This is a genomic window from Gehongia tenuis (genome assembly GCF_014384795.1).
Classification (GTDB): Bacteria; Bacillota; Clostridia; order Christensenellales; family NSJ-53; genus Gehongia; species Gehongia tenuis.
In genome coordinates this window covers 1,145,584-1,168,401 of sequence record NZ_JACRSR010000001.1, presented here as the reverse complement: position 1 = coordinate 1,168,401, position 22,818 = coordinate 1,145,584, and the positions used below count along the sequence as shown (strand labels likewise).

Annotated in this window: 18 protein-coding genes; all 18 read left to right on the top strand. The window is 53.5% G+C overall.

What is annotated here, in order from left to right:
* Positions 1–14: 14 nt before the first annotated feature.
* The 18 genes from H8696_RS05805 to H8696_RS05720 all read left to right on the top strand — a co-directional run bounded on the left by H8696_RS05805 (position 15) and on the right by H8696_RS05720 (position 22,818).
* Entirely contained in the window at positions 15–743 is a 729-nt protein-coding gene (locus H8696_RS05805) for a 5-oxoprolinase subunit B family protein (protein ID WP_249315906.1), read from the top strand.
* Between the two features lie 2 nt (positions 744–745).
* On the top strand, positions 746–1,768 hold the full coding sequence (locus H8696_RS05800; protein ID WP_249315905.1) for a 5-oxoprolinase subunit C family protein: 1,023 nt from the start codon (positions 746–748) through the stop codon (positions 1,766–1,768).
* A gap of 2 nt (positions 1,769–1,770) precedes the next feature.
* On the top strand, positions 1,771–2,529 hold the full coding sequence (locus H8696_RS05795; RefSeq protein ID WP_249315904.1) for a LamB/YcsF family protein: 759 nt from the start codon (positions 1,771–1,773) through the stop codon (positions 2,527–2,529).
* A gap of 24 nt (positions 2,530–2,553) precedes the next feature.
* Positions 2,554–3,519 (top strand): D-2-hydroxyacid dehydrogenase, encoded by a 966-nt coding sequence (locus H8696_RS05790; RefSeq protein ID WP_249315902.1) that lies wholly within the window; start codon positions 2,554–2,556, stop codon positions 3,517–3,519.
* Positions 3,520–3,634: 115 nt separating this feature from the next.
* The gene (locus tag H8696_RS05785) at positions 3,635–4,216 is read left to right on the top strand and encodes an HD domain-containing protein (RefSeq protein WP_249315900.1); all 582 of its coding nucleotides are present in this window, start codon (positions 3,635–3,637) and stop codon (positions 4,214–4,216) included.
* Positions 4,213–5,805 carry a DUF3825 domain-containing protein gene (locus H8696_RS05780; protein ID WP_249315898.1) on the top strand — a complete coding sequence of 531 codons (1,593 nt, stop codon included), beginning with the start codon at positions 4,213–4,215 and terminating at the stop codon, positions 5,803–5,805. Before H8696_RS05785 ends, H8696_RS05780 begins: the two co-directional genes overlap by 4 nt.
* A 75-nt stretch (positions 5,806–5,880) precedes the next feature.
* Complete coding sequence (locus tag H8696_RS05775; protein ID WP_249315897.1) at positions 5,881–7,065, top strand: pyridoxal phosphate-dependent aminotransferase; 1,185 nt, start codon at positions 5,881–5,883, stop codon at positions 7,063–7,065.
* Positions 7,062–7,832, top strand: a complete 771-nt coding sequence (locus tag H8696_RS05770) for a class I SAM-dependent methyltransferase (RefSeq protein ID WP_249315890.1) — start codon at positions 7,062–7,064, stop codon at positions 7,830–7,832. Before H8696_RS05775 ends, H8696_RS05770 begins: the two co-directional genes overlap by 4 nt.
* A 24-nt stretch (positions 7,833–7,856) precedes the next feature.
* Positions 7,857–10,901 carry a bifunctional diguanylate cyclase/phosphodiesterase gene (locus H8696_RS05765; protein WP_330605360.1) on the top strand — a complete coding sequence of 1,015 codons (3,045 nt, stop codon included), beginning with the start codon at positions 7,857–7,859 and terminating at the stop codon, positions 10,899–10,901.
* 2 nt (positions 10,902–10,903) lie between these two features.
* The gene (locus tag H8696_RS05760; RefSeq protein ID WP_249315888.1) at positions 10,904–11,755 is read left to right on the top strand and encodes an SPL family radical SAM protein; all 852 of its coding nucleotides are present in this window, start codon (positions 10,904–10,906) and stop codon (positions 11,753–11,755) included.
* A 133-nt stretch (positions 11,756–11,888) separates the two neighbouring features.
* Positions 11,889–13,343, top strand: a complete 1,455-nt coding sequence (locus tag H8696_RS05755) for an extracellular solute-binding protein (RefSeq protein WP_249315883.1) — start codon at positions 11,889–11,891, stop codon at positions 13,341–13,343.
* Positions 13,344–13,365: 22 nt separating this feature from the next.
* The gene (locus tag H8696_RS05750; RefSeq protein WP_249315881.1) at positions 13,366–16,338 is read left to right on the top strand and encodes an EAL domain-containing protein; all 2,973 of its coding nucleotides are present in this window, start codon (positions 13,366–13,368) and stop codon (positions 16,336–16,338) included.
* On the top strand, positions 16,335–18,446 hold the full coding sequence (locus H8696_RS05745) for a PTS sugar transporter subunit IIC/EAL domain-containing protein (protein ID WP_249315879.1): 2,112 nt from the start codon (positions 16,335–16,337) through the stop codon (positions 18,444–18,446). Before H8696_RS05750 ends, H8696_RS05745 begins: the two co-directional genes overlap by 4 nt.
* A 39-nt stretch (positions 18,447–18,485) precedes the next feature.
* Complete coding sequence (locus H8696_RS05740; RefSeq protein WP_283244921.1) at positions 18,486–19,448, top strand: DMT family transporter; 963 nt, start codon at positions 18,486–18,488, stop codon at positions 19,446–19,448.
* Positions 19,449–19,766: 318 nt separating this feature from the next.
* Positions 19,767–20,246, top strand: a complete 480-nt coding sequence (locus H8696_RS05735) for a DUF6530 family protein (protein WP_249315869.1) — start codon at positions 19,767–19,769, stop codon at positions 20,244–20,246.
* Between the two features lie 70 nt (positions 20,247–20,316).
* Positions 20,317–21,120 (top strand): amidohydrolase family protein, encoded by an 804-nt coding sequence (locus tag H8696_RS05730; RefSeq protein ID WP_249315867.1) that lies wholly within the window; start codon positions 20,317–20,319, stop codon positions 21,118–21,120.
* A 157-nt stretch (positions 21,121–21,277) separates the two neighbouring features.
* Positions 21,278–21,895: a GTP pyrophosphokinase gene (locus H8696_RS05725; RefSeq protein WP_249315991.1), complete on the top strand. Its 618-nt coding sequence runs from the start codon at positions 21,278–21,280 to the stop codon at positions 21,893–21,895.
* A gap of 8 nt (positions 21,896–21,903) precedes the next feature.
* On the top strand, positions 21,904–22,818 hold the full coding sequence (locus H8696_RS05720) for an aminoglycoside 6-adenylyltransferase (protein WP_249315859.1): 915 nt from the start codon (positions 21,904–21,906) through the stop codon (positions 22,816–22,818).

Genomic DNA, 22,818 nt, shown 5'->3' with positions numbered 1-22,818 from the left:
ATGGATTTATGAGCATGCAAGAAGTGACAATCCGCTGTGCCGGAGACAAAGCGGTTTTGGTGGAATTTGAAAACGAGATCAGCCTGAAGGTCAATGGCAAGGTCCGATCCTTAAAATATGCTCTGGAGCAGGCTCCTTTTCCGGGCATGATGGAACTGATACCGACCTACAGAGCTCTTCTTATTCAATATGACCCGCTGGTTGTTCGTAGCCAGCGGGTAATCGCTTTGGTTGAGGAGCGGCTGGACCAGCTTGCCAGCGTGAGCCTGCCCAAGGCCATGGTCACGGAGATCCCGGTTATCTACGACGAGGAGTTCGCCGATGATATCGAAGAAATTGCAAAGCTGGAGAATAAGTCCATCGAGGAGATCATCAGGATTCACAGCCAAAGCGACTACTACGTCTACATGCTGGGGTTTTCCCCGGGCCATCCCTACACGGCCAGGTTTGAAAATCCCTTCTCCTTCAAACGCAGGGAAGCGCCCCGGGTTCGGATTCCCGGTGGGAAGATTGTGGTCCAGCTGGCGCTCAGCGACATCATACCTTTCAGTCAGCCCTGCGGCTGGAACATCATCGGGGCCACGCCGATCCTGCCCTGCGACTACCGCAAGAGGGACCCTTTTTTGCTTCGGGCGGGCCAGTGGATCCGTCATATCCCCATTGAACGGGATGAATACATGCAGATCAAGCGCCAGGTGGAACTGGGCGAATACACATGTAAAACCTATGAGAAAGAGTTGTAGCCATGGGGATGAAGTTTGAGAACGGCGGCATTCTGACCACGGTTCAGGACGGCGGCCGTTTTGGATACGAACAGTATGGTATGACGCCCTCCGGCCCAATGGATATGCGGTCCATGAACATTGCCAATCTTCTGGTAGGCAACGACCGGGGCGAAGGATGCCTGGAGATGACGCTGATGGGTCCCACCATCCGCTTTACGGACGCCGCCGTGATCGCCGTAACCGGCGCTGATATGCAGCCGCAGCTCAATGGCGCTCCGATGAGCATGTATGCCGCTGTTTCTGTCAATTCCGGCGACAGGCTGGAATTTGGCCTGGTTAAGGAGGGGTGCAGAACCTATCTGGCCGTAGCGGGCGGCATGAAGATTCCCGAGCTCATGGGAAGCAAAAGCACCCTTTTAAGCGGAGAATTCGGCGGCTACGCGGGCCGAAAACTGAGAAATGGTGATGAGATCTCCCTGAACCAAAGGATCCCAGCACTTCCGGGGATGGCGGTCCGGCAGACCGAGGGCGATTCCTTTTCTGGTATGGAGCGCGTGCTCCGCGTCATTCTGGGCCCCCAGGAGGACCGCTTTACGAAAAAAGGCATGGAGACCTTTTTAAATGAAGCCTACCGGGTGGGACAGGATTTTGACCGGAGGGGATATCGTCTGGAAGGTCCGGTGATCGAACACCGATCCGACGGGAACATCATCTCCGACGGCCTTGTGACCGGGTCCGTACAGGTTCCCACGGCGGGAGAGCCCATCATTATGCTGGCCGAGCATCAAACGGTGGGCGGCTACACCAAAATAGCAACGGTTATCACGGTGGATCTGCCCATCATTGGGCAGTGCAAATCCGGCGACGTGGTTCGCTTCAAGGCCGTATCAGTGGAAGAGGCACAGGATTTATACGCTGCCTATCATCAGGAGATGAATATCTTGCAGCAGCGAATGGCGCTGGCCGCACCGGCACGTCGCCAGTTCAGGCTGACGATTGGGGAGAATATGTACCATGTCCAGGTGGAAGAAATGGAGGGCTGAGGATGTATCAGGTGGATTTGAACAGCGATATGGGAGAGAGTTTTGGCGCCTACAGGCTTGGCGGCGACGAGGAGATCATCAAGTATGTGACCTCCGCCAATGTGGCCTGCGGATTCCATGCGGGGGATCCCATGGTGATGGCACGGACGGTAAAAGCGGCAAAAGCCCATGGAGCTGCCGTAGGCGCCCATCCGGGATATCCCGATCTTCTCGGGTTTGGCCGCAGGAAGATGGTGCTCACCTTTGAAGAGGTAAAAAATTACATGAAATATCAGATCGGTGCTCTTTCTGCCTTTGCCACCGCCGAGGGCATGCGCCTCCAGCACGTGGCGCCGCACGGCGCTCTTGGCAATCTGTGCCAGGAGGATCGGGAAGTTTCCCGGGCCATTTGCGAGGCGGTCTGTGAAATCGACCCGAAGCTCATCATCTTCTACTGCGCAGGTGCTGTGCTGGGCGATGAGGCGAAGAAGATGGGCCTTACGGCAAAATCGGAGATCTTCGCGGACCGGGCCTATATGGACGATCTTTCCCTGGTGCCCCGCAAGATGGAGGGCTCCATGATCACCGATGAAAATATCGCCATTGAGCGGTGCATCCGCATGATCAAGGAGGGCAGGGTAACCTCCATAAACGGAAAGGAACTGGATATCGCGGGAGATACGCTCTGTGTGCATGGGGACGGCCCCAAGGCACTGGCTTTTGTGCAAAGAATCCGTGAGGCCTTTGCTGATGAAGGCATTGAGATCCGGAATTTCAGCTGACTTGAAAGCGAAAGGAATGGTACTGTGAAAATTGTGATCCTGGACGGATATACGGAAAATCCCGGCGATCTTTCCTGGGACGCCATGGCGACTCTGGGAGAGCTGACGGTTTATGACAGAACGCCCCATACGGATGAGGTGGTGGCGGAGCGCATCGGCGGTGCGGAGCTGGTCATCACCAACAAGACGCCGGTTTCTCGGGCGGCCATGGATGCCTGTCCTAACATTCGCTATATCGGCGTTTTGGCTACTGGCTACAACATCGTGGATGTGGCGGCGGCGAGGGAGAAGGGCATCGTGGTCACCAATATTCCCACCTATGGCACGAATGCCGTGGGGCAGTTTGCGATCGCGCTGCTCCTTGAGCTGTGCCATCATGTGGGGCATCATTCCGCTGCTGTACGCGAGGGACGCTGGGAGGCCTGCCCCGATTGGTGCTTTTGGGATTATCCGCTCATCGAGCTTGCAGAAAAGACAATGGGCATCATTGGCTATGGCCGCATCGGGCAGGCTACGGGGCGCATCGCACAGGCGCTTGGCATGAAGGTGCTGGCTTACGATACCTGCCAGCATCCAAAGCTGGTATCGGAAACCTGCCGCTATGCCGAGCTGGACGAGCTGCTCCGCACGTCGGATGTCATTGCGCTGCACTGTCCATTGTTCAAGGAAACGGAGGGTCTTATCAACCGGGAATCCATCGCCAGGATGAAGGACGGCGTATTCATTATAAACAACTCCCGGGGCCCGCTCATTGTGGAGGAGGACCTGGCTGAAGCGCTCAATTCGGGCAAAGTAGCCGGAGCTGGGCTCGATGTGGTCTCCACCGAGCCCATTCGGGGTGACAACCCCCTGCTCAAGGCGAAAAACTGTATCATTACGCCCCATATCTCCTGGGCACCCAAGGAAAGCCGTCAAAGGCTGATGGATATTGCCGTGGAAAACGTCAAAGCCTTTCTTTCCGGCAGCCCTGTCAACGTGGTGAACGGATAGCAAAGCCGTGAAGCCCCCCGTCAAAAAATGGCGGGGGGCTGTTTTTGTTACTCGCCGAAAAGGGACCGCCTATGCTATAATAATTTTATGCGCGTAGGAGGTGGAGACGAAGGATATGGATGTTTTGGAAAGCTATGTGCGGTTCATTCAGGAGGTAGAGGGCCTGAAGTCCACGCTGCGCACGGCATGGACCGCCTCCGGGCGGCAGGAAAGCACGGCGGAGCATTCCTGGCGCCTGGCTTTGATGGCTGGGCTTTTTCTCCATGAGTTTCCAGCGCTTGATGGTCATAAAGTGCTCGTGATGTGTTTGATTCACGACCTTGCGGAGCTGGATGTTGGGGATATCTCGGCGGCCCTTCGTACGGACGAGAAAAGCAAGCATGAGGCGGAAAGACGGGCGTTGGAACGAATCGTGCGGCCCTTGCCGGAGCCACTTAAGAGGGAGATCCGCGAGCTGTGGCAGCAGTACAACGACAATGCCACCGGGGAGGCAAAACTTGTGAAGGCACTGGACAAAGCGGAGACCATTTTGCAGCACAATCAGGGGCGCAATCCTGAGGATTTCGATTATGCCTTCAACCTTGAATATGGGATCCAATATTTTAAGGGACCGGTTCTTAAAGAATTGCGCAGGATGATCGATGAAGATACAAGAGTCCGGGTGGGGGAGTTCAAAGGACAGGAGGATCAGGGATGAAAAGTGGATTCTTTTCCATCGGCTATGTGGAGAACAAAGGCTATGCGGCCGAGATGCGGCGGCTTTGCGGCACCAATATCGATTATAGGCTGCTGGACGAGTATGTGGACGCCGAATGGCAGGACCGTTATAATCGATGCCTTTGCTGGGATGAGCGCTTGGAACCCGTCGACCCCCACGGAAAGAACATCGCCTATATGCTGGTGGATACGGGGTATGTGACCACCGGCGGGGAAAAGATTTACGGGGGATTCACCACTCGAAGATTGAATGGACTGGAGAAGGATAGTAATTGGCAGGGTGTAGCCATCGGGACGCGGGAAAGCATCTTGAAAGGCTGGCGCGCCGCCGGGGGCAGTTTGCGCAGCTATACCTTCCTTCGGGATTTCAGTTCGCTGGAACGGGTGCTGAACTCCATGACGGGAAAGAACCTTACGGAGGAAGCGTGGGAAGCGGCCCTCCAAAGCGCCTTTGACGAAGCTCAGCGGACGGGCCGTCTTGGTGTTTATCAGGGAACAGCCAAGGGAGCTATCTCTTACTATCCCCTGGGCGAGACGACCTTGACGGGGGAACCCATCTGGCTGACCATGGAGGCCAATCTTGTTACGGGCGCCCAGCCCTGGTTTGGACTGATGGCCAAGGGTGAGAACGAGCTACTGGAAAAGATCCTCGATATGAACTGCTATCATCTTGGATCTATGATCTTTGAAGGCGCCGGAACTGCGAACGCTTTTTTGCAGCAGCTGGCGGAGCTGGCCATGGACGAAGTTTGGACGGCTTCGCCTGCGGGCAGCCCGCCCTATGGCATCCTTCGTTCCTATATCACGCACACGCTTTACCGCCTGGAAGATGAAGACGCCCGAAGTGATGGTAGCGGACCCAGGCATGTGGACGAGGTGGACGGCAAGATCTATTTCAATTCGGGGCTTTTAAGCCGTCTGTTCCGTCAGATCATCATTGTAGGTGAACGATGCGATATTGAACTATCCATCGAGGGGATGGGCAAACGGACCTACAGAATGATCAAAAATCCCTGCTGCTATTCGGAGAGCGACAGAGAGATTGCCAATATCTACGACGGCGAGATCTACAAACTCCCCCCTATCGCTCGCTATTTTACGGATTATCGGGAGATCATGTTCGATGCCAGATATGCCATCAAGCTAAATGATCTGCATATCTTTGAGGATGGCGTGGAGCGCAAGCGTCTGCCCAAGTATGACGAGGAGTACCAGCGGTGCAAGGATAATCCGGAGGTAAAGAACATACTGCTGGCGCGGATTGCCCGGGATTTTGACAGCGCCATCCAGCGTGCGAAACTGCTGGCGGAGCGCAACTACAAATTGGCAGTGCCCCAATTCTGGCGGGAGACGGGGGAGATCCAGTTCCTTCTGCCCATCTATTTGGGCGAGCTGGAGGAGGCGGACCGGCCCCAGTGTGCGCTGGCCCTCTCCCTCGACCGGTCTGGCCGGGTCCCTTACTATCGGGGCGCCACAATTTTGACCCTCGATATGGCTTACAACAATGCCCGGCTCATCGCAAAGCCGGACGTATTCTGGCTGGATGCTACGGTGGAGCCTGAGACCTAGAGAAGCTGGCAGGATTCATAAAAATCGTGTAGAATTTTATTGGGTTATAGAGAACATTTGAAGGGTAGGGATGATATGATTTCGCAAAAGATGGTGGAACTGGGCAGTAAACGCTCGGTGATCCGGGAGATCTTTGAATTTGGCAAGAAGCGTGCCGCAGAAGTGGGTGCGGAAAACGTATTTGATTTCAGTTTGGGCAATCCCAGTGTGCCGCCGCCGGAGTGCGTCAAGGAAACGCTGCTGGATCTGCTGCAGAATGGGGACCCGGTGCTGGTTCACGGCTATACCTCTGCTCAGGGAGATGCCAAGGTTCGTCAGCAGATTGCCGAATCCCTGAACAGCCGGTTCGGTACGAATTTTGACGCGGGCAACCTCTACATGACGGTGGGCGCAGCGGCATCCCTCAGCGTTTGTTTCAAGGCGTTGGCTGTGCCGGGGGATGAATTTATCGCCTTTGCACCCTTCTTTACGGAATACCGCGTATTCGTGGAGGCTGCGGGCGGAACGCTGAAGGTGGTACCGCCCAATTATGAGGACTTCCAGATCGATTTTGAGAAGTTTGAGGCCATGATCGGTGAGCATACCAAGGCCGTGATCATTAACTCGCCCAACAACCCCTCCGGCGCCATCTATTCGGAGGAGACCATCGTGCGGCTGTGCCGCATTCTGACGGAAAAATCTGAAGCCTTGGGTCATCCCATCTATCTTGTGACCGACGAGCCCTACCGGGAAATCGTCTACGATGGCGGAAAGGTACCCTTCCTGACAAAGTATTATAAGAATACGCTGGTGTGCTATTCCTACAGCAAATCCTTGTCCCTGCCGGGCGAGAGGATCGGTTATGTGCTCGTGCCCGGCGAAATTGTGGATTTTGAAAAGACCTATGCCGCAATCTGCGGCGCGGGCCGCGCTCTGGGTTATGTTTGTGCGCCCAGTCTTTTTCAGCAGATGGTGGCCCGATGCGAGGGAAAAACGTCGGATATTTCGGTGTATAAAAAGAATCGGGATCTGCTCTACAATGGACTTACGGAATTCGGGTACACCTGCGTGAAGCCGGACGGAGCCTTCTATCTTTTCGTGAAGGCCATGGAGGAGGACGCCAATGCCTTCTGCGAGAGGGCCAAAAAGTTTGACCTATTGCTCGTGCCTGGCGATGACTTCGGGTGTCCGGGCTATGTTCGCATTGCCTACTGCGTAAAGACGGAGCAGATTGAACGCTCCATGCCCGCTTTCCAAAAGCTGGCGGAGACGTATAAGTGAGCAAGGCTTCCGCCTTTGATAAGGATCCCCAAAACTACGATGAGCTGAGACCGCGCTACTGTCCGGAGCTCTTCGCCGACGTAATGACCCTTGCCGGCGCAGGCTCCGGTACGACGGCGCTTGAGATTGGCGTGGGCACGGGCCAGGCAACCCAGCCTTTTTTGAAGCAGGGCTGCCGGGTCACGGCCGTGGAGATGGGAGAGCATTTGGCCAGGTATGTGGCTGTGAAATATAAGGATGCTGATTTTTCGGTGGTGCAGACGACCTTTGAGGCCTATGTCTGCCCGCCGTCATCCTTCGATCTTGTCTATGCTGCCACGGCCTTCCACTGGATTTCGCCCGAGATTGGCTATCCCAAGGTGCTGGAGCTGCTGAAACCCGGCGGCTGGGCGGCTTTTTTCTGGAATTGTCCCCATGCCTCCCGGGAGGATGATCCCGTTCATCGGGGCGTCCAGAAGGTGTATGCCAAGTACCGCCCGAACAGCAGACCTTCGGCGCAGAGCGCTGGCAAATATGCCGCGGCGGAGGAATATTTAAAAAATTACGGGTTTCACTCCGTTACGGCAAAACAGTACTTCGGCGAGCGGCGGTTTGGGCCGGAGGCATATGTGCGTCTGCTGCGAACCTATTCCGATCACAATGCCATGGAGGAAACGGTTCGCTTGGCCTTTGAAAGGGAGATCATGGCGGCCATTGAGGCCGGCGGCGGCGTCATGACAGTACACGATACCATGGAATTGTACATGGGGCAAAAAGCTGCCATTTAGAGGGCAGGATCGGGGAGAAAAGATATGGAACACTATCTGTTCAAACTCTATAACGATCTAAAGGTGCTGGAACCATTCCTGAATGGTTCCGGCACTTTGATGGATGCGGCCCAACAGCTGGCAGGCTATATTCAGGGTTCCGTGCCGGTCTGCCGTCTTGCTCTGGTGCGCTGCAATGAAAGGGCCGAGGTGAAGGAATCGGCTTTTTGGGGCGCGGCATCACAGGAATGTGAAGCGTTTTACGTGGATTTTCTCTCGAAGCGGCTTGCCGAACTGATGGCGGTTTACAGCAAAGAGGGACGGATTGAGGATGACACTTTGAAAACCATGGTGGAAAGCTCCATGGGCGGAAGGCGCCTCGACTATGATCCCACCCTTTTTCCCATTGCACATGATCATGAGATTTTGGGCTTCGCTTATTTTGGCAAGGAAAGCGGTCCCTGGACGGATCAGGAAAAGGGGGCGCTGAAGCTCCTTGTCACCATTATCAGCATATCCTTTGCCAATAAGAACTCCCATGATAATCTTTTGCAGCAAAACTGGGCAATCAATGCCATTATGGACAGCATGCGGGTCAATATCTATGTGACCGACCCCAAGACGGACCAAATTCTTTTTATGAACCGCACGATGAAGGATGCCTTTGGACTGGACAATCCGGAAGGCGAAATCTGCTGGAAGGTTCTGCAAAAGGGCATGACCGGACGGTGTCACTTCTGCCCTGTGAGAAAGATGCTGAACAATCCGGACGGCGGGGTACAGATCTGGGAGGAACATAACTCGGTCACGGGGAGAATCTATGAGAATCACGATGACCTTATTCAATGGTTTGACGGCTCTCTGGTGCATTACCAGCAGTCGGTGGATGTGACCGATTCAAAGCTTCTCTCAAGAGCTGCCAGTGTGGATGAACTGACCCAGCTGCTGAACCGCCGGGCTGGAAAACTGGCGCTCCAGCGCACCCTCCTTGAAGGCGTACGTGAGAAGGTTCCCGTCAGCGTTTGCATGTATGATATCAATCTGCTCAAGGAAATCAATGATGCCTACGGCCACGCGGAGGGAGATATTCTGATCCAGATCATCGCCGACAGCGTGCGGGAGTGTCTGAAAAAGGATGATTACGCCTTCCGGCTGAGCGGCGATGAATTCATCATCGTCATGAAAAATAGGGATGAGACGGAAGCGGCGCAGGTCGTTGCCGATATCAAAAAAAGAATGGCAGAGAAAGGCGAGGCCCTGGGAAAGCCCTATACCATTGGTTTTTGCTATGGCATATTGGAGGTCAAACCGGAGGATACCCTGGACGAGAGCGAAATTTTAGGCCGTGTGGATGAGCGCATGTACGAGCAGAAACGGGCCTTTCATATCGAGCGTGCGGAACAAAAGCGCATTCGAATGGACGAGAGAGCTGCGTATGATATCAAAAGTTTTCAATACGATACGGACCGGCTCTACGATGCGCTGGTGCAGAGCACCGACGACTACATCTATGTCTGCAACATGAAAACGGGGGTATTCCGGTATCCGAGGGCCATGGTGGAGGAATTCGATCTTCCGGGAGAGGTGATCGAAAATGCCGCCGCGGTATGGGGAGCCCGGGTACATGAACAGGATAAACAGGCATTCCTGGAAGCCAACCAGGAGATCGCCGACGGCCGTGCAGACTATCACAGCGTGGAATATCGGGCCAAGAACCGCAAGGGAGAATGGGTGTGGATGCGGTGCCGGGGCCATCTGGAGCGGGATGAGAAGGGTGAGCCGGTGCTCTTTGCCGGCATGATCACCAACCTCGGCAAAAAGAACAAGATTGATCACCTGACAGGACTGTTCAACAAGTTTGAATTCGAGGATCAAATCAAGGCCTTTCTTGAGGACCGGCCCCGCCAAAGGCTGGGGATCATGGTTCTGGGGATGGATGAATTCAAACGGGTGAACGATCTGTATGACCGGTTCTTTGGCGATGAGGTTATCCGCATCACCTCCCAAAAGATTCAGTCCCTGCTGCCGGAGAGCGCCGCCGTCTATCGTAGGGACGGCGATGAGTTTGCCGTGCTCTTTAGCGGCGCTTCGCCGGAGGATATGCGGGCAATCTACGAGAACATCTACCAAACCTTCAACCATCAGCAGGAATACGGCGGCAGGAAGTATTTCTGTACGCTGTCCGCCGGCTGCGTCTTCTATCCCGAGGACGGCCAGAACTATCTTGAGCTCATCAAGCACGCCGATTATTCGCTGGAATATGCCAAGCTTAAAGGCAAGAATCGTTTGGCCTTTTTTGCAAAAAACATTTTGCAGCACAAGGAGCGGGCTTTGGAGATCACGGAGCTTCTTCGAACGAGCGTGGAGAACCATTTCCAGGGATTTGAACTTAACTACCAGCCTCAGATCTACGCGGATACACAAAAACTGAAGGGCGCGGAGGCCCTGTGCCGCTGGCGGTGTGATGAATATGGCTCCATCGCGCCGGGTGAATTTATTCCGCTTCTCGAGGAGAGCGGGCTCATCCATCCAGTGGGCCGCTGGGTATTTGACCGTGCGATAAGGGCTTACGCCCAGTGCGTACACAAGTCCGCGGACTTTACCATGAGCATCAATTTGTCCTATCTGCAGCTGATCGAGCAGGATTTTGTGGATTTCATGGATGAGACGCTCAAAAAGTATGGTGTGGATGCAAATAATATCATTGTGGAGCTTACCGAAAGCAATATTGTATCCAGCATTGACGCATTGGCCCACGTGTTTCAAAAGATACGGGGGTTGGGGATCCGTATTGCCATGGATGATTTTGGGACGGGATATTCCTCCCTGGAGATTCTAAAAAACTGTCCTGCCGATGTGGTGAAGATCGACCGGGCATTCATCCGGGATATCCGCTCCAGCACCTTTGATGCCACCTTTATTCGGTTCATTGTTGAATTGTGCCACGACGTGGGCATCAAGGTGTGTCTGGAGGGCGTGGAAACCCAGGAGGAATACGACATTGTTAGGCCCATGAATCTGGATTTTATCCAGGGCTTTCTCTTTGGACGCCCCATGCCCGAAGAAGAATTGAATCAGCTGAGGCATTGAATATGAACTATCATGAGATTACCTGCGAGAGCGCTTTGCATAAACTGAAGCGAAAAATTCCCTTTGCATGGGACCTAAATCTGTATCGGGGCTGTGAACACCGTTGCAGATACTGCTTTGCCATCTACTCCCACCGCTATCTGGACTCCGGGGATTTTTTTGGAGATATCTTTGCGAAAACCAACATTCTGGAGAAGCTGGAAAAAGAGCTGGCCTCGCCGAATTGGAAGCGGGAGATCGTCAGCATCGGCGGGGTGACGGATAGCTATCAGCCCTGGGAGCGGGAGCGCAAGATCATGCCGGAGGTGCTCAAACTTTTCATTCGCTATCGCACACCGGTGATCATATCCACCAAATCGGATCTTATTTTGCGGGACCTGGAACTCATCGATGAGCTGTCCCATGTTGCGATGGTAAATATTGCGGCCACCATCACCACGGTGGATGAGCAGCTTCAAGCCAAGCTGGAGCCGGGAGCCGTAAGCTCAAAACGCCGTTTCGCCATGCTGAAGGCCATGAGGGATACCAACGCCTGTACGGGTCTGCATGTGATGCCCATTTTACCCTATCTTACGGACAATCGAAACAACATGGAAGGGCTTTTTGCCGGGGGACGGGATGCCGAGGTGGACTATGTTTTGCCGGGGACTTTGTACCTGCGGGGGCAAACGCGCAATGTGTTCATGGATTTTATCGCTCACGAATTCCCGGAGCTGCTTCCCAAATACCAAAAGCTTTATGCCACGGGCGGAGCGGGCAAGGCCTACAAGGATGAACTTTACAAAATGGTTCATGCCGTGCGGGATGCCTACCATCTCTCGGGAAGCTATATGGCACCTTTAAGAAAAAGATGAACGAACTCACGGAAAAGCAGCTAACCTTTCTTTGATTTCCTTAAATCTGCAGAAAAACGTATCATTTTAGCGTATTGTGCTATCCGTCCATAGGGTTTGCTGATATAATGTTCCTTTAGTGGGAGGTATGGATATGAGAATAAAAAAAGCAGTTTGTTTTCTGGCGGTCTTATGCATGTTAACCGCCATGCTTTCGGGATGCGGGGAGAAGAAGATACTGGATGCGAAAAATCCGGTATCCATTGAAATATGGCATTATTACAATGGGCCCCAGAAAACCGCTTTCGATGAGCTGGTGACGGAGTTCAACGATACGGTGGGCCTGGATGAGGGCATTGTCGTGGAGGCCTTCAGTCAGGGCAACAACGTGAACGAACTGATTGAGAAGGTCATCGATGCCGCCAATCAAAAGGTGGGTTCCGGCGATATTCCCGATGTGTTCGCCGCCTATGCGGATACGGCCTATCAGGTGGATCAGCTGGGCCTTGTGGCCGAACTGGACAGCTATCTGACCGAGGAAGAGCTGGCGCAGTATGTTCCTGCATATATTGAGGAGGGCCGTTTTGATGCGGAAGGGCATCTCAAGATTTTTCCCACCGCAAAGTCCTCGGAGGTATTCATGCTCAACAAGACCGACTGGGACCGGTTCGCTGAGGCAACCGGCGCTAAACTGGAGGATCTTGAGACCATGGAAGGCCTGGTGCGCACGGCGGAGGCCTATTACGAATGGACCGACGGCCTTACCGAGGAGCCCAATGACGGCAAAGCATTCTTTGGCCGGGATGCCATGGCGAATTATTTTATTATCGGCTGCCGGCAGCTGGGCACGGAAATCTTTGAGGTGAACCAGGGCAAGGTGAAGCTGAACGTCGATGATGATATCATGCGCAAGCTCTGGGACAACTTTTATGTGCCCTATATCAACGGCTATTTTGGCGCCTATGGCCGCTTTCGTTCCGATGATGCCAAGACGGGAGATCTGATCGCCCTGGTGGGCTCCACCTCGGGGGCAGCCTATTTTCCCGACAAGGTGACGGTGGATGACAGTGAAAGCTATGATATCGAGCCCTGGGTGATGGCGCCGCCCCATTTTGAAGGCGGGGAACTCTACGCCGTGCAGCAGGGCGCGGGCATGGTGGTTACCAAGTCCGATGAGAAAAAGGAATATGCGGCGACGGTCTTTTTGAAGTGGTTCACGGAAGCCCAGCGAAACATTGATTTCTCCGTGGGTTCGGGTTACCTGCCCGTCAAAACGGAAGCCAATGATATGGCGATGATTGAGCCGGCCCTGAAGCAGTCCGAGGAATCGTCGACCACAAAGAATCTTGAGGCAACCTTCCCGGTGGCCATTGAAATGACCAAAACCCATACGTTTTATACCAACAAAGCTTTTGAAGGCGGAACCGCCGCCCGAAATGTCCTTGAGAACTCCATGATGGATCAGGCCAACGCCGACCGGGCCGAGATCGTAAGCCTTATGCAGAGCGGTGTGAGCCGAAAGGATGCGGTGGCCCGTTTTGATACCGATGACCACTTCAACGCATGGCTGACGTCCTTTAAGAACGATTTGAATGCGGCCATCGAGTAAGTTCTCCTTTTGAGGTAGCGCTATGAGACGATCAGAAAACAACTCCATCATGAAAAAACTGATGGTCCCCATGATTCTCGTGATGCTGATTCAGACGGGGTTGTTTTTTGGTACCATTTTATGGAGCGGTACCTTGAACACCATGACCCACAACGCCTTTGATATTCTCAATCAAAGGGTGATCAATCGGAAAAATTATCTTCAGAATGAGATGGTGCAGCGCTGGTCCAATCTGGGCGATTCGGTGAGCGCGGTGAATAACGAGGTTGAGAGCTACCTGACCGAGAAAAATATGGATCTTGCCCATCTCAATGGTGACGACAGTGTGCCATCCGATCTTTTGGAGAGGCTTTCGGATGATGTGCTCTATCTTCTTCGCAAGAATTCCGTTACCGGCGCCTTCATTGTCTTTGATGATCTGAATGAAAACGACTCCTATTCGGGAATCTATCTGCGGGACACCGACCCGGAGTCCAATTCGGTGAACAATTCGGATATTTTGATTGAGCGCGCTCCCTCCAATGTGACCAAGAGCATGGGCATTCCCATGGATACGTGGTGGACCCCCAGGTTCAAGCTTACGGAGCAGAGCGATTTTTTCTTTAAGCCCTATGAAGCCGCCAAGGAGCATTTGGAGATTGGATGGCAGGATCTGGGCTATTGGAGCAGACCCTTTCATCTGAGCGAAAAGGATCTTGAAGTGATCACCTACTCCGTCCCGCTGGTGATTGACGGCAAGCCTTACGGCGTTCTGGGTGTGGAGCTCACCACGGATTATTTGCGAAAGCTTCTTCCCTACGATGAGATCGCAACGGACAAACAGGGCGCTTATCTGCTGGCGGTGGCGGAGGGGGAGGAACGCAGCTTTGACAATGTGATCGAAAGCGGACCCATCTACAAGCAGCTCTTCGGTGATGCAAACGGGATCGCCCTTGAGGGTAAGGAAGTATACGAGAGCAACTATGAGATCACCAGGAGCGAGCGCTATAACGAAGCAGCGGTGGGCAGCGTCCAGTATTTGCAGCTCTATAATACGCACACGCCCTTTGAGAATGATCGCTGGGCGCTCATCGGCATCATTGGCAAAAACGACCTGCTCAGCATTGTCAACCACGTCAAGACGTTGATCCTTATCTCCATGGGCATTTCGCTCACCCTGGGTGTGGTGACGGTGATCGTGGTCAGCAGAGTGGTCACGCGGCCCATCACGGGGCTGGTGCGGGATCTAAAAAGCAGCGATGCGCGGCTGCCCCTCCGGCTGGGAAAAATCAACATTGTGGAGATTGACGAACTGGCCAAGGCCATTGAAGATTTGAGCAGCAATGTTGCAGATGCGGCCTCCAAGCTGTCCCAGATTGTGGATATGTCCAACATTCAGCTGGGTGCTTTCGAGTACCGAAAAGCCACGGGGCAGACCTTCTGCACCGGCCGCCTCTTTGAAATTCTTGGGCTTGAACCCCTGAGTGAGGGAGGGTATGCGGATACGGAACAGTTCAAGCAGGCCATGCTCAGCCTTGAAAAATGGGTCGAAAGCCGCACGGAACACGCCGTCATCTTCCGAATCGAAGACGAGCAGCGGCATCCGCGCTGGGTGCGTCTTGAGTCGGTGGAGGATGAGGAGAAGGTCATGGGCGTCGCGGTGGATATCACCCAGGAGACGCTTGAAAAGCGCAAAATTGAATACGAGCGGGATTATGATCTGCTGACCAATTTGCTGAACCGCCGGGCATTCCATGCGGAGCTGAAGCGTAAATTTGCATCCCCGGCGGCGCTCAAGGTGTCGGCGCTGATCATGCTGGATTTGGATAATTTGAAGTATATCAACGATACCTATGGTCATGACTACGGCGATGTGTATATTCAGTATTCAGCGAATGCTTTGAAAAAGTTTGCACCCTACAATGTGGTGCTTTCCCGCATGTCCGGGGATGAATTCTATGTATTTATCTACGGTTACGAGGATAAAGCTGCGGTGCGCCGGATCATTGCCGATATCCAAAGGGAGATGCTGAGTACGGTTCTTCCGCTGCCCGACAACGACTCTGTCAAGATCCGTGTTTCGGCGGGCGTGGCCTGGTACCCCGACGATGCGGAGGACTACGAGACACTGATCCGTTATGCTGACTTTGCCATGTACATGGTGAAGAACACCACCAAGGGAGAATTCAAGGAATTTGACCGGGCAAGCTATGAGAAGGACGCTTATCTGCTTCACGGCAAGGAGGATCTGAACCGGCTCATCGATGGCGAGCTGGTGGAGTATCACTTCCAGCCCATTGTGGAGGTGGCTACGGCCAGCGTATTCGCCTACGAGGCACTGATGCGGTCCAAGATCGATACGTTGAGCACACCCCTTGAGATACTGACCCTGGCGAAATCTCAGTCCAAGCTTTATCAGATCGAGCAGCTCACCTGGTTCAAAGCCCTGGAAGCCTTTGCACGGCTGAAGGCGGAGGAACGCGGGGCCAAGGTTTTCATCAATTCCATTCCAAATCAGGTGCTGTCCGAGCGGGACATGAAGCTCTTTGAAACCATGTATGCGCCCTTCCTGGGGAGGATTGTGGTGGAACTCACGGAGGAGGAGAAACTGGATGAGCGCTCCATGGTGCTCAAGCAGCACTATTGCAAGCAATGGGGAAGCCAACTTGCCATAGACGATTTTGGCACGGGTTACAACGGCGACGGCATTCTTCTTTCACTGACGCCCGACTATGTGAAGATCGACATGTCCATCGTGCGCAACATTGATAAGGACGAAAACCGGCAGCGTCTGTTGAAAAATTTGGTTTCCTATCTGAAGCCTCAGAAAATCCGCACGATCGCCGAGGGTGTAGAAACCAAGGCGGAAATGGATATGGTCATCAGCCTAGGGGTGGACTATTTGCAGGGCTATTACCTGGGCTGGCCGGAGGCCGAGCCGGCGGCGCTTTCCGAATCGCTGAAAAAGGAGATCAGGGCAGCGCGGGATCATGTGCATAAGGTGGTGGATTCGTGAGTCACTCGTCCAGAGGCGACTGGCTGATCGCGGCCATAGAAAACAACCGCATACTGACCGCTGTTCGAAACGGCATGGTGCTTGCACTTCCCGCTATCGTAACGGGATGCGTTGCATTGGTGCTGCAGAGCCTTCCCATTGAGGGCTATCAGGAGTTTCTAAGCGGTTTGGCCAATGGGACGGTGGTAAGCGTACTCAGCCTGGTGCAGAATGCGACCCTGGGGATCATATCGCTGATTATGCTCTTGACCATCAGCTACAGCTACGGCCGGGAGCAGGGCGATGGTGTCCTGGGGGGCATCACGCCCTTTGTTGCGTTGGCGGCCTACATTGCTTTTGCCATTCAGCAGGATAGGATGTTCACCTTTGAAATCTTTCAAAGCACTTGGCTTTTTAACGCCATTCTGGTGGCTGTTCTGGCCTCGGTGCTTTTTATCAAGCTTTGCGGATGGATGGGTCAGCGCTGGCGGACCTATACCGACGGCACCGAACTCAACGGTATCATTGCCGCCATTTTTCCGGCGGGCGCTGTGATTTTGCTTTTTGCACTGCTCAATGTGGCCATGGTGAATCTGTTCGGCGTACCCAATTTCCAGACCCTCTTTTCCGATTGGCTGGCCGCACTCTTCAATGGCATGGGCCGGGGGCTGATCAGCGGACTGGTCTTTGTCTTCTCACTTCACTTCATGTGGTTTTTTGGCGTGCACGGGGGCAACGTGCTGGACGGCGTTGCGAAGGGCGTATTTGAAACGGGCATGGACATCAATGTCCAGCAGGTTCTTGCAGGTCAGGTCCCCACTGAAATCATGACCAAAACCTTTCTGGATACCTTCGTCCTCTTTGGCGGGTGTGGTACGCTGCTCGCTCTGGTGATCGCCATTCTCATCCATGAAAGACGAAAAAATGTGCTGAGGCTGACTCGCCTTGCCGCCGTTCCCGTTCTTTTCAACATCAATGAACTGATGGTCTTTGGTCTGCCGGTCGTCCTCAATCCCATCTATGTGGTACCCTTTATTTTGACGCCGCTGGTGCTCACCGCGGTGAGCTATCTGGCGACAGTTTTAGGCTGGGTGCCTGTAGCGGCTCATGGGGTGAGATGGACGACACCCCTATTTCTCAGCGGCTATGCGGCAACGGGGTCCATAGCCGGAAGCCTGCTGCAGCTGTTCAATCTTGCTATCGGGGTTCTGATCTACACACCCTTCGTGAAGCTTTCCCAGCGGCGGGCACTGCGCCAGGCTAAAAGGGACGTGGAAGCGCTGACCAATCTTGTCTTGGAGGAGGAGAGCCGCGGCGAACGCGTCGCTTTGTTTGAACGGCCGGGCAGAATTGGGTCCATGGCCAAAAGTTTGGCTGCCGATCTGGAGCATCTGGTCAGGACGAAGGGCGTGACGCTATACTATCAGCCCCAGGTGGATACATCCGGAAGGATGGTGGGCGGCGAAGCCCTGCTGCGCTGGGAGCATCCCGTGGGCGGGTGGATCGCACCGCCGCTCATCATTCGCTTAGCAGAGGAAGGAGGATTCCTGAGCACTCTTGAGGATCAGGTGATGGAATACACCTTCCGGGATACGGCCAAGATCACGTCCCGGCATCCGGTCATGATCTCCTTCAATCTCACCGCAAGGCAGCTGGACCGGCCGGACATTGTGGAGCGGATTGAACGCCTTCAAAGAAAATACTCCGTTCCCATGGAATACATGGGTCTGGAACTGACGGAACAGACCGCCCTTACCAGCACGCCGGAAATGACGGAGCGGCTTACCACGCTCCATGATCTGGGTATCCAGATCATTATGGACGATTTTGGCATGGGCCACAGTTCCATGATGTATCTTCAGGACAACCGCTTCGATGTGGTTAAGCTGGATGGTTCCTTGGTGCGGAGCCTTGCGGACAATACCCGAAGCCAGGATATCATTTCATCCATTTTGTATCTTGCCGAATCCCTCAAGTTCAAGGTGGTTGCTGAATTCGTGGAAACCCCGGAACAACGCTGCACCCTTGAACGATTGGGATGCGATCTTTATCAAGGGTATCTGTACAGCCCGGCAGTACCTCTGGAGAAGTTTATGGGTTTTCTGAAAAATTGTGATTTTGAGCTGTAAAGATCTTGTTAAAATCATAAAAAGTCGATACAATAGGGACTGTGCCCGCCGGACGGCGGGTATCTTTTTGGGGAGGGGGAGGTTTCTATAAAAACGAAAGGGATCCTCTGCACGATTGCATCGGCGGTGATCTTTGGGGTTACACCCGTCCTTTCAAGCTTGACCTTTGCGATGGGCAGCAATGCCGCTACTTTGACATTCTACCGCAACCTGTCCGCGGTTCCGGTGCTGCTGGTGCTGCTTTGGGCGCGAAGGATCTCGCTTCGCCTGAACCGGAAGGAAGCCCTGGCCATTTTGCTGGTCAGCTTTCTGGGGGCCGCAACGGGTATTACGCTTTCCTCATCCTACAATTATGTGGGCGTGGGTACGGCCACGATACTGCATTTTCTCTATCCCGTATTTGTGGTGCTCATCTGCCGCATCTTCTTTCGGGAAAAGCTGGGTAAGGTTAAAACCATTGCGCTTGCCGGCGCAACGCTGGGAATTGTCTTTTTCTTCGAGCAGAGCGGCGATATGAAGGTGCTGGGCATTGTCATCGCACTGCTTTCCGGGGTCACCTATGCCGGTTATCTGGTGGGTATCGAGCGAATGGGGATCAAGGATATGAATCCTTTCAAACTGGCTTTTTATATCGCCTTGGTCGTGGCCGTGATCATGCTCTTCTACGATATCCCCACCGGCGCCATCATCTTTGATATTCCGCCGAAGGCCCTGCTGCTTACCTGTATCGTGGGTATTTCCTGCACCATTGTGGCCTTTATTTTGCTTCAGCTGGGCATTCGTTCCCTGGGCGCGTCCATGGCCTCCATTTTATCCATGTTTGAACCCATTTCCAGCGTGTTTGCCGGATGGCTGTTCTTGGGGGAGGGGTTTGGCGTGAGCAAGGTGATCGGCTGCGTGGTGATCCTGGGAGCGGTGACCGCGCTCGTTGCGGCGGACAAGATTGCCGCCAGGAGAAACGCACTGCTGCCCGAGACGGAAGAGGGCATTATAGAATTTTAACGCCATACAAAATACCCTAACAGGACCTTGTGATCCAAACAAAGGCGTGAGTGTTATAATCTTACCCATCAAAGGCGAGGAGGTAAGCGTATGACAGTCCGCAATCATCCCAAGCATGTTAAAAAAACCATGGAACCCAAGGAGCATCTTGTCCGGGTTACCATCACCCGCAGGCATTTTAGGAGAACGACAAAAATCCCTGTATAAGAAAAGGAGCCGGAATCGGCTCCTTTTTTGTTTGACAGATAGGAATGGGAGCGCTATAATCTAATTACTGATTTACTAAATTAGTGATTAAGTAATTTGAGGTGAAACAAATTGAAGATTCCCACCAGCTTGAAGCATAAGCCTGTGATTGTATGTGAAAATTATGAGAACGTGGACGGCAGGGATGCCTACCATTCGAACGCGAAGGGGCTTTCTCTGGGCCTTGCTCAGTGGAATGATCGTGGAAACGTGGATATCTCTGCAAAGGTATGGCGGTACACCGGGGAGAAGTGGTCCCGTCAGTCGGAGGAACTGCCCCTGCACCGGCTCGTGGATCTCAACATTCTTTTGTGCAGAACGCTGCAGTATTTTCGCGAGGCGTATCGATACGAGAAACTGTATGACCCCGAAAACCCTCGGATCGACCGGGTGGGCCTGCAGGGGGACGCCATGACGGTGGAGGTTTGCACGGACAATGAACGCATCGATGAAGATATCCGTCTATTTCGGGACGCTCTCGCCCAAAACGACGAATTTTTGAGCGAAAGACTTAAAGTGCTGTCCAGTTTGCTCAAGGAGCTGAACTACTGATCCGTCCTTAGAAAATAGTTTACGGGATTTGCTGTTGTGAGTATAATCTTATCGTCGGGAGGGATTTGGAATGACCAAACAACGAAAGATTTACGACGCCCACACCCATATTTATCCGGGAAAGATTGCCGAAAAAGCTACGGCGTCAGTGGGAGATTTTTATGATATCGGCATGCGGCAGATTGGCTATCCCCATGCCTTGGTGGAGAGCGGCCGGCGTATCGGCGTGTCGAAGTATCTGGTCTGTTCGGTGGCCACCACCCCCAAACAGGTGCGGTCCATCAACAATTTCATCCATGAAAAATGCGAAAAATATCCCGAATTTATGGGGTTTGCGGCCCTGCACCAGGCGCTGGAGAACTATGAGGAGGAGATCGATCACATTCTGGAGCTGGGGCTTAAGGGGGTCAAGTTTCATCCCGATTTTCAAAAGTTTTACATTGATGACGAGGCCATGATGCCTATGTACAGAAGGATCGCCGAAGCGGGGCTGCCCATTCTATTTCACACGGGGGATGACCGCTACGATTATTCAGCGCCGCATAGGCTGAGAAACCTGGTGGACAGGGTGCCCGATCTCGTGTGCATCGCCGCTCATTTTGGCGGATACCGCCGTTGGGAGGAGGCCTTCCAGTGTCTTGAGTCGGAGCGGATTTTTCTGGATACCTCCAGCAGCTTGTTCATGCTGGACAAGGCCGCTGCGGTGGACATGATTCACCATTTTGGAGCGGATCACTTCATGTTTGGCACCGATTTTCCCATGTGGGATCATGTGGAGGAGTTGAACCGGTTTATGGCTTTGCCGCTGACCGAGGTGGAACGGGACCAAATTTTTTACAGAACCTTTGAAACACTCTTTGATATGACGGAATGAGGACGCCTTAGGGCGTCCTTTTTATAATTGAGGCAGGGAAAAGCGTGGGTCTTATGGAATCTTGTTAGGTCCAAATTATAATGATGGAGCGTGAAAAATGGAACAACGTGAGCTGAGCAAGATGCCCTTTTCCCGAGATGAGATCCTGGCCTTGGCTATGAATCTGCAGGGCAGCTTTGAAGCCGCCCAGGAGATGTATCTGGTCTATCATTCGGCAATTCGGGAGATCCGCACAAAGTTTGAGATATTGGACGATGAATTTAAAATTCAGTGGCAGAGGAATCCCATTGAGTACATGAAGGCCCGGGTGAAATCGCCCAAAAGTCTGCTGGACAAACTTGCCCGGCGGGGCTTTGAGGTGAGCGTATCTTCGGCCCGGGAAAACCTTAACGATATTGCGGGCATTCGGGTGGTATGCTCCTTTGTGGAGGATATCTATACCCTGGCGGAGATGCTGATAAGACAGGACGATATTCGGCTGATTCAGCGCAAGGATTACATCCAGAATCCCAAGCCCAATGGCTATCGGAGCCTTCATCTGGTTGTGGAGGTGCCGGTGTTTTTCTCCAACCACTGTGAGCCCACCCGGGTGGAGGTGCAGATCCGCACCATCGCCATGGATTTTTGGGCGAGCCTGGAGCATCAGCTGCGCTACAAAGGCGTGGACAAGGTGCCGCCTTCGGTGAGCCGGGATCTCAAGGAATGTGCCGATGTGATCGCTGCCACCGATCAAAAGATGCAGCAGATCCATAATATTTTGAACGGTACGGATTAGGAGGACGCATGCGAAGCGAAAAGGAAATGATGGAACTTATCCTATCCACGGCCCGAGAGGATGAGCGAATCCGCTATGTTGTGATGAACGGCTCGAGAGCCAACCCGGGGGCTAAAGCGGATATTTTTCAGGATTACGATATCGTCTACGGGGTGACAAGGCTTGCGGACTTCACCGAAGATCCCCATTGGATCGATCGATTCGGAAACAGATTGGTGATGCAGATGCCGGATACCACCCAAATCTATCCCGGTGAGGTGCGGAAGGGCGCTTTTGCCTACCTCATGCAGTTTACCGATGGAAACCGTCTGGATCTCACCCTGGTTTCTCCAGAAAAAACCGATGAATATGTGGGACGGGACTCCCAAACCATCGTGCTTTTGGATAAGGACGGAATCCTGCCTGAGGTGGGGAAGCCCTCCGATCGGGACTATTGGATCAAGCCTCCCACGGAGAAGGAATTTCTCGACAGCTGCAATGAATTCTTCTGGGTCAGTCCCTATGTGGCCAAGGGCCTTTGGCGGGTGGAGATTCCCTATGCACTGGAGATGCTGAACGTTCCGGTCCGGGAGATGCTGGCCCGCGCCCTTGAATGGCACATCGGCATCCGCCACGGCTTCGAGGTTAGCGCCGGGAAGGCGGGCAAATACTTTGAGCAATACCTGGAGCCGGAGCTCTTTGCGGCCTATCTTGCCACCTATCCCACCGCTCGTAGGGAGGCCGTATGGGACAGCCTCATGGCCATGCAGCGGCTCTTTGACCGGCTGGCCCGGGAGATAGCGCAGCATTTTGGCTACCCCTATCCCGAAGGGGACAGCAGCAGGGTTTTCCTGCATCTTGAACATGTACGGGATCTTCCCAAAGATGCCGAGGTTCTCTACACGAAGGAGGAAACCCAGCGTCTCTTTGGTGAAATGGAATGA

Excerpts from the sequence above, each read along its gene's own strand:
- H8696_RS05805 (WP_249315906.1), top strand. The coding sequence starts at position 15 with ATGCAAGAAGTGACAATCCGCTGTGCCGGAGACAAAGCGGTTTTGGTG.
- H8696_RS05800 (WP_249315905.1), top strand. The coding sequence starts at position 746 with ATGGGGATGAAGTTTGAGAACGGCGGCATTCTGACCACGGTTCAGGAC.
- H8696_RS05795 (WP_249315904.1), top strand. The coding sequence starts at position 1,771 with ATGTATCAGGTGGATTTGAACAGCGATATGGGAGAGAGTTTTGGCGCC.
- H8696_RS05785 (WP_249315900.1), top strand. The coding sequence starts at position 3,635 with ATGGATGTTTTGGAAAGCTATGTGCGGTTCATTCAGGAGGTAGAGGGC.
- H8696_RS05780 (WP_249315898.1), top strand. The coding sequence starts at position 4,213 with ATGAAAAGTGGATTCTTTTCCATCGGCTATGTGGAGAACAAAGGCTAT.
- H8696_RS05775 (WP_249315897.1), top strand. The coding sequence starts at position 5,881 with ATGATTTCGCAAAAGATGGTGGAACTGGGCAGTAAACGCTCGGTGATC.
- H8696_RS05765 (WP_330605360.1), top strand. The coding sequence starts at position 7,857 with ATGGAACACTATCTGTTCAAACTCTATAACGATCTAAAGGTGCTGGAA.
- H8696_RS05760 (WP_249315888.1), top strand. The coding sequence starts at position 10,904 with ATGAACTATCATGAGATTACCTGCGAGAGCGCTTTGCATAAACTGAAG.
- H8696_RS05755 (WP_249315883.1), top strand. The coding sequence starts at position 11,889 with ATGAGAATAAAAAAAGCAGTTTGTTTTCTGGCGGTCTTATGCATGTTA.
- H8696_RS05750 (WP_249315881.1), top strand. The coding sequence starts at position 13,366 with ATGAGACGATCAGAAAACAACTCCATCATGAAAAAACTGATGGTCCCC.
- H8696_RS05730 (WP_249315867.1), top strand. The coding sequence starts at position 20,317 with ATGACCAAACAACGAAAGATTTACGACGCCCACACCCATATTTATCCG.
- H8696_RS05725 (WP_249315991.1), top strand. The coding sequence starts at position 21,278 with ATGAATCTGCAGGGCAGCTTTGAAGCCGCCCAGGAGATGTATCTGGTC.
- H8696_RS05720 (WP_249315859.1), top strand. The coding sequence starts at position 21,904 with ATGCGAAGCGAAAAGGAAATGATGGAACTTATCCTATCCACGGCCCGA.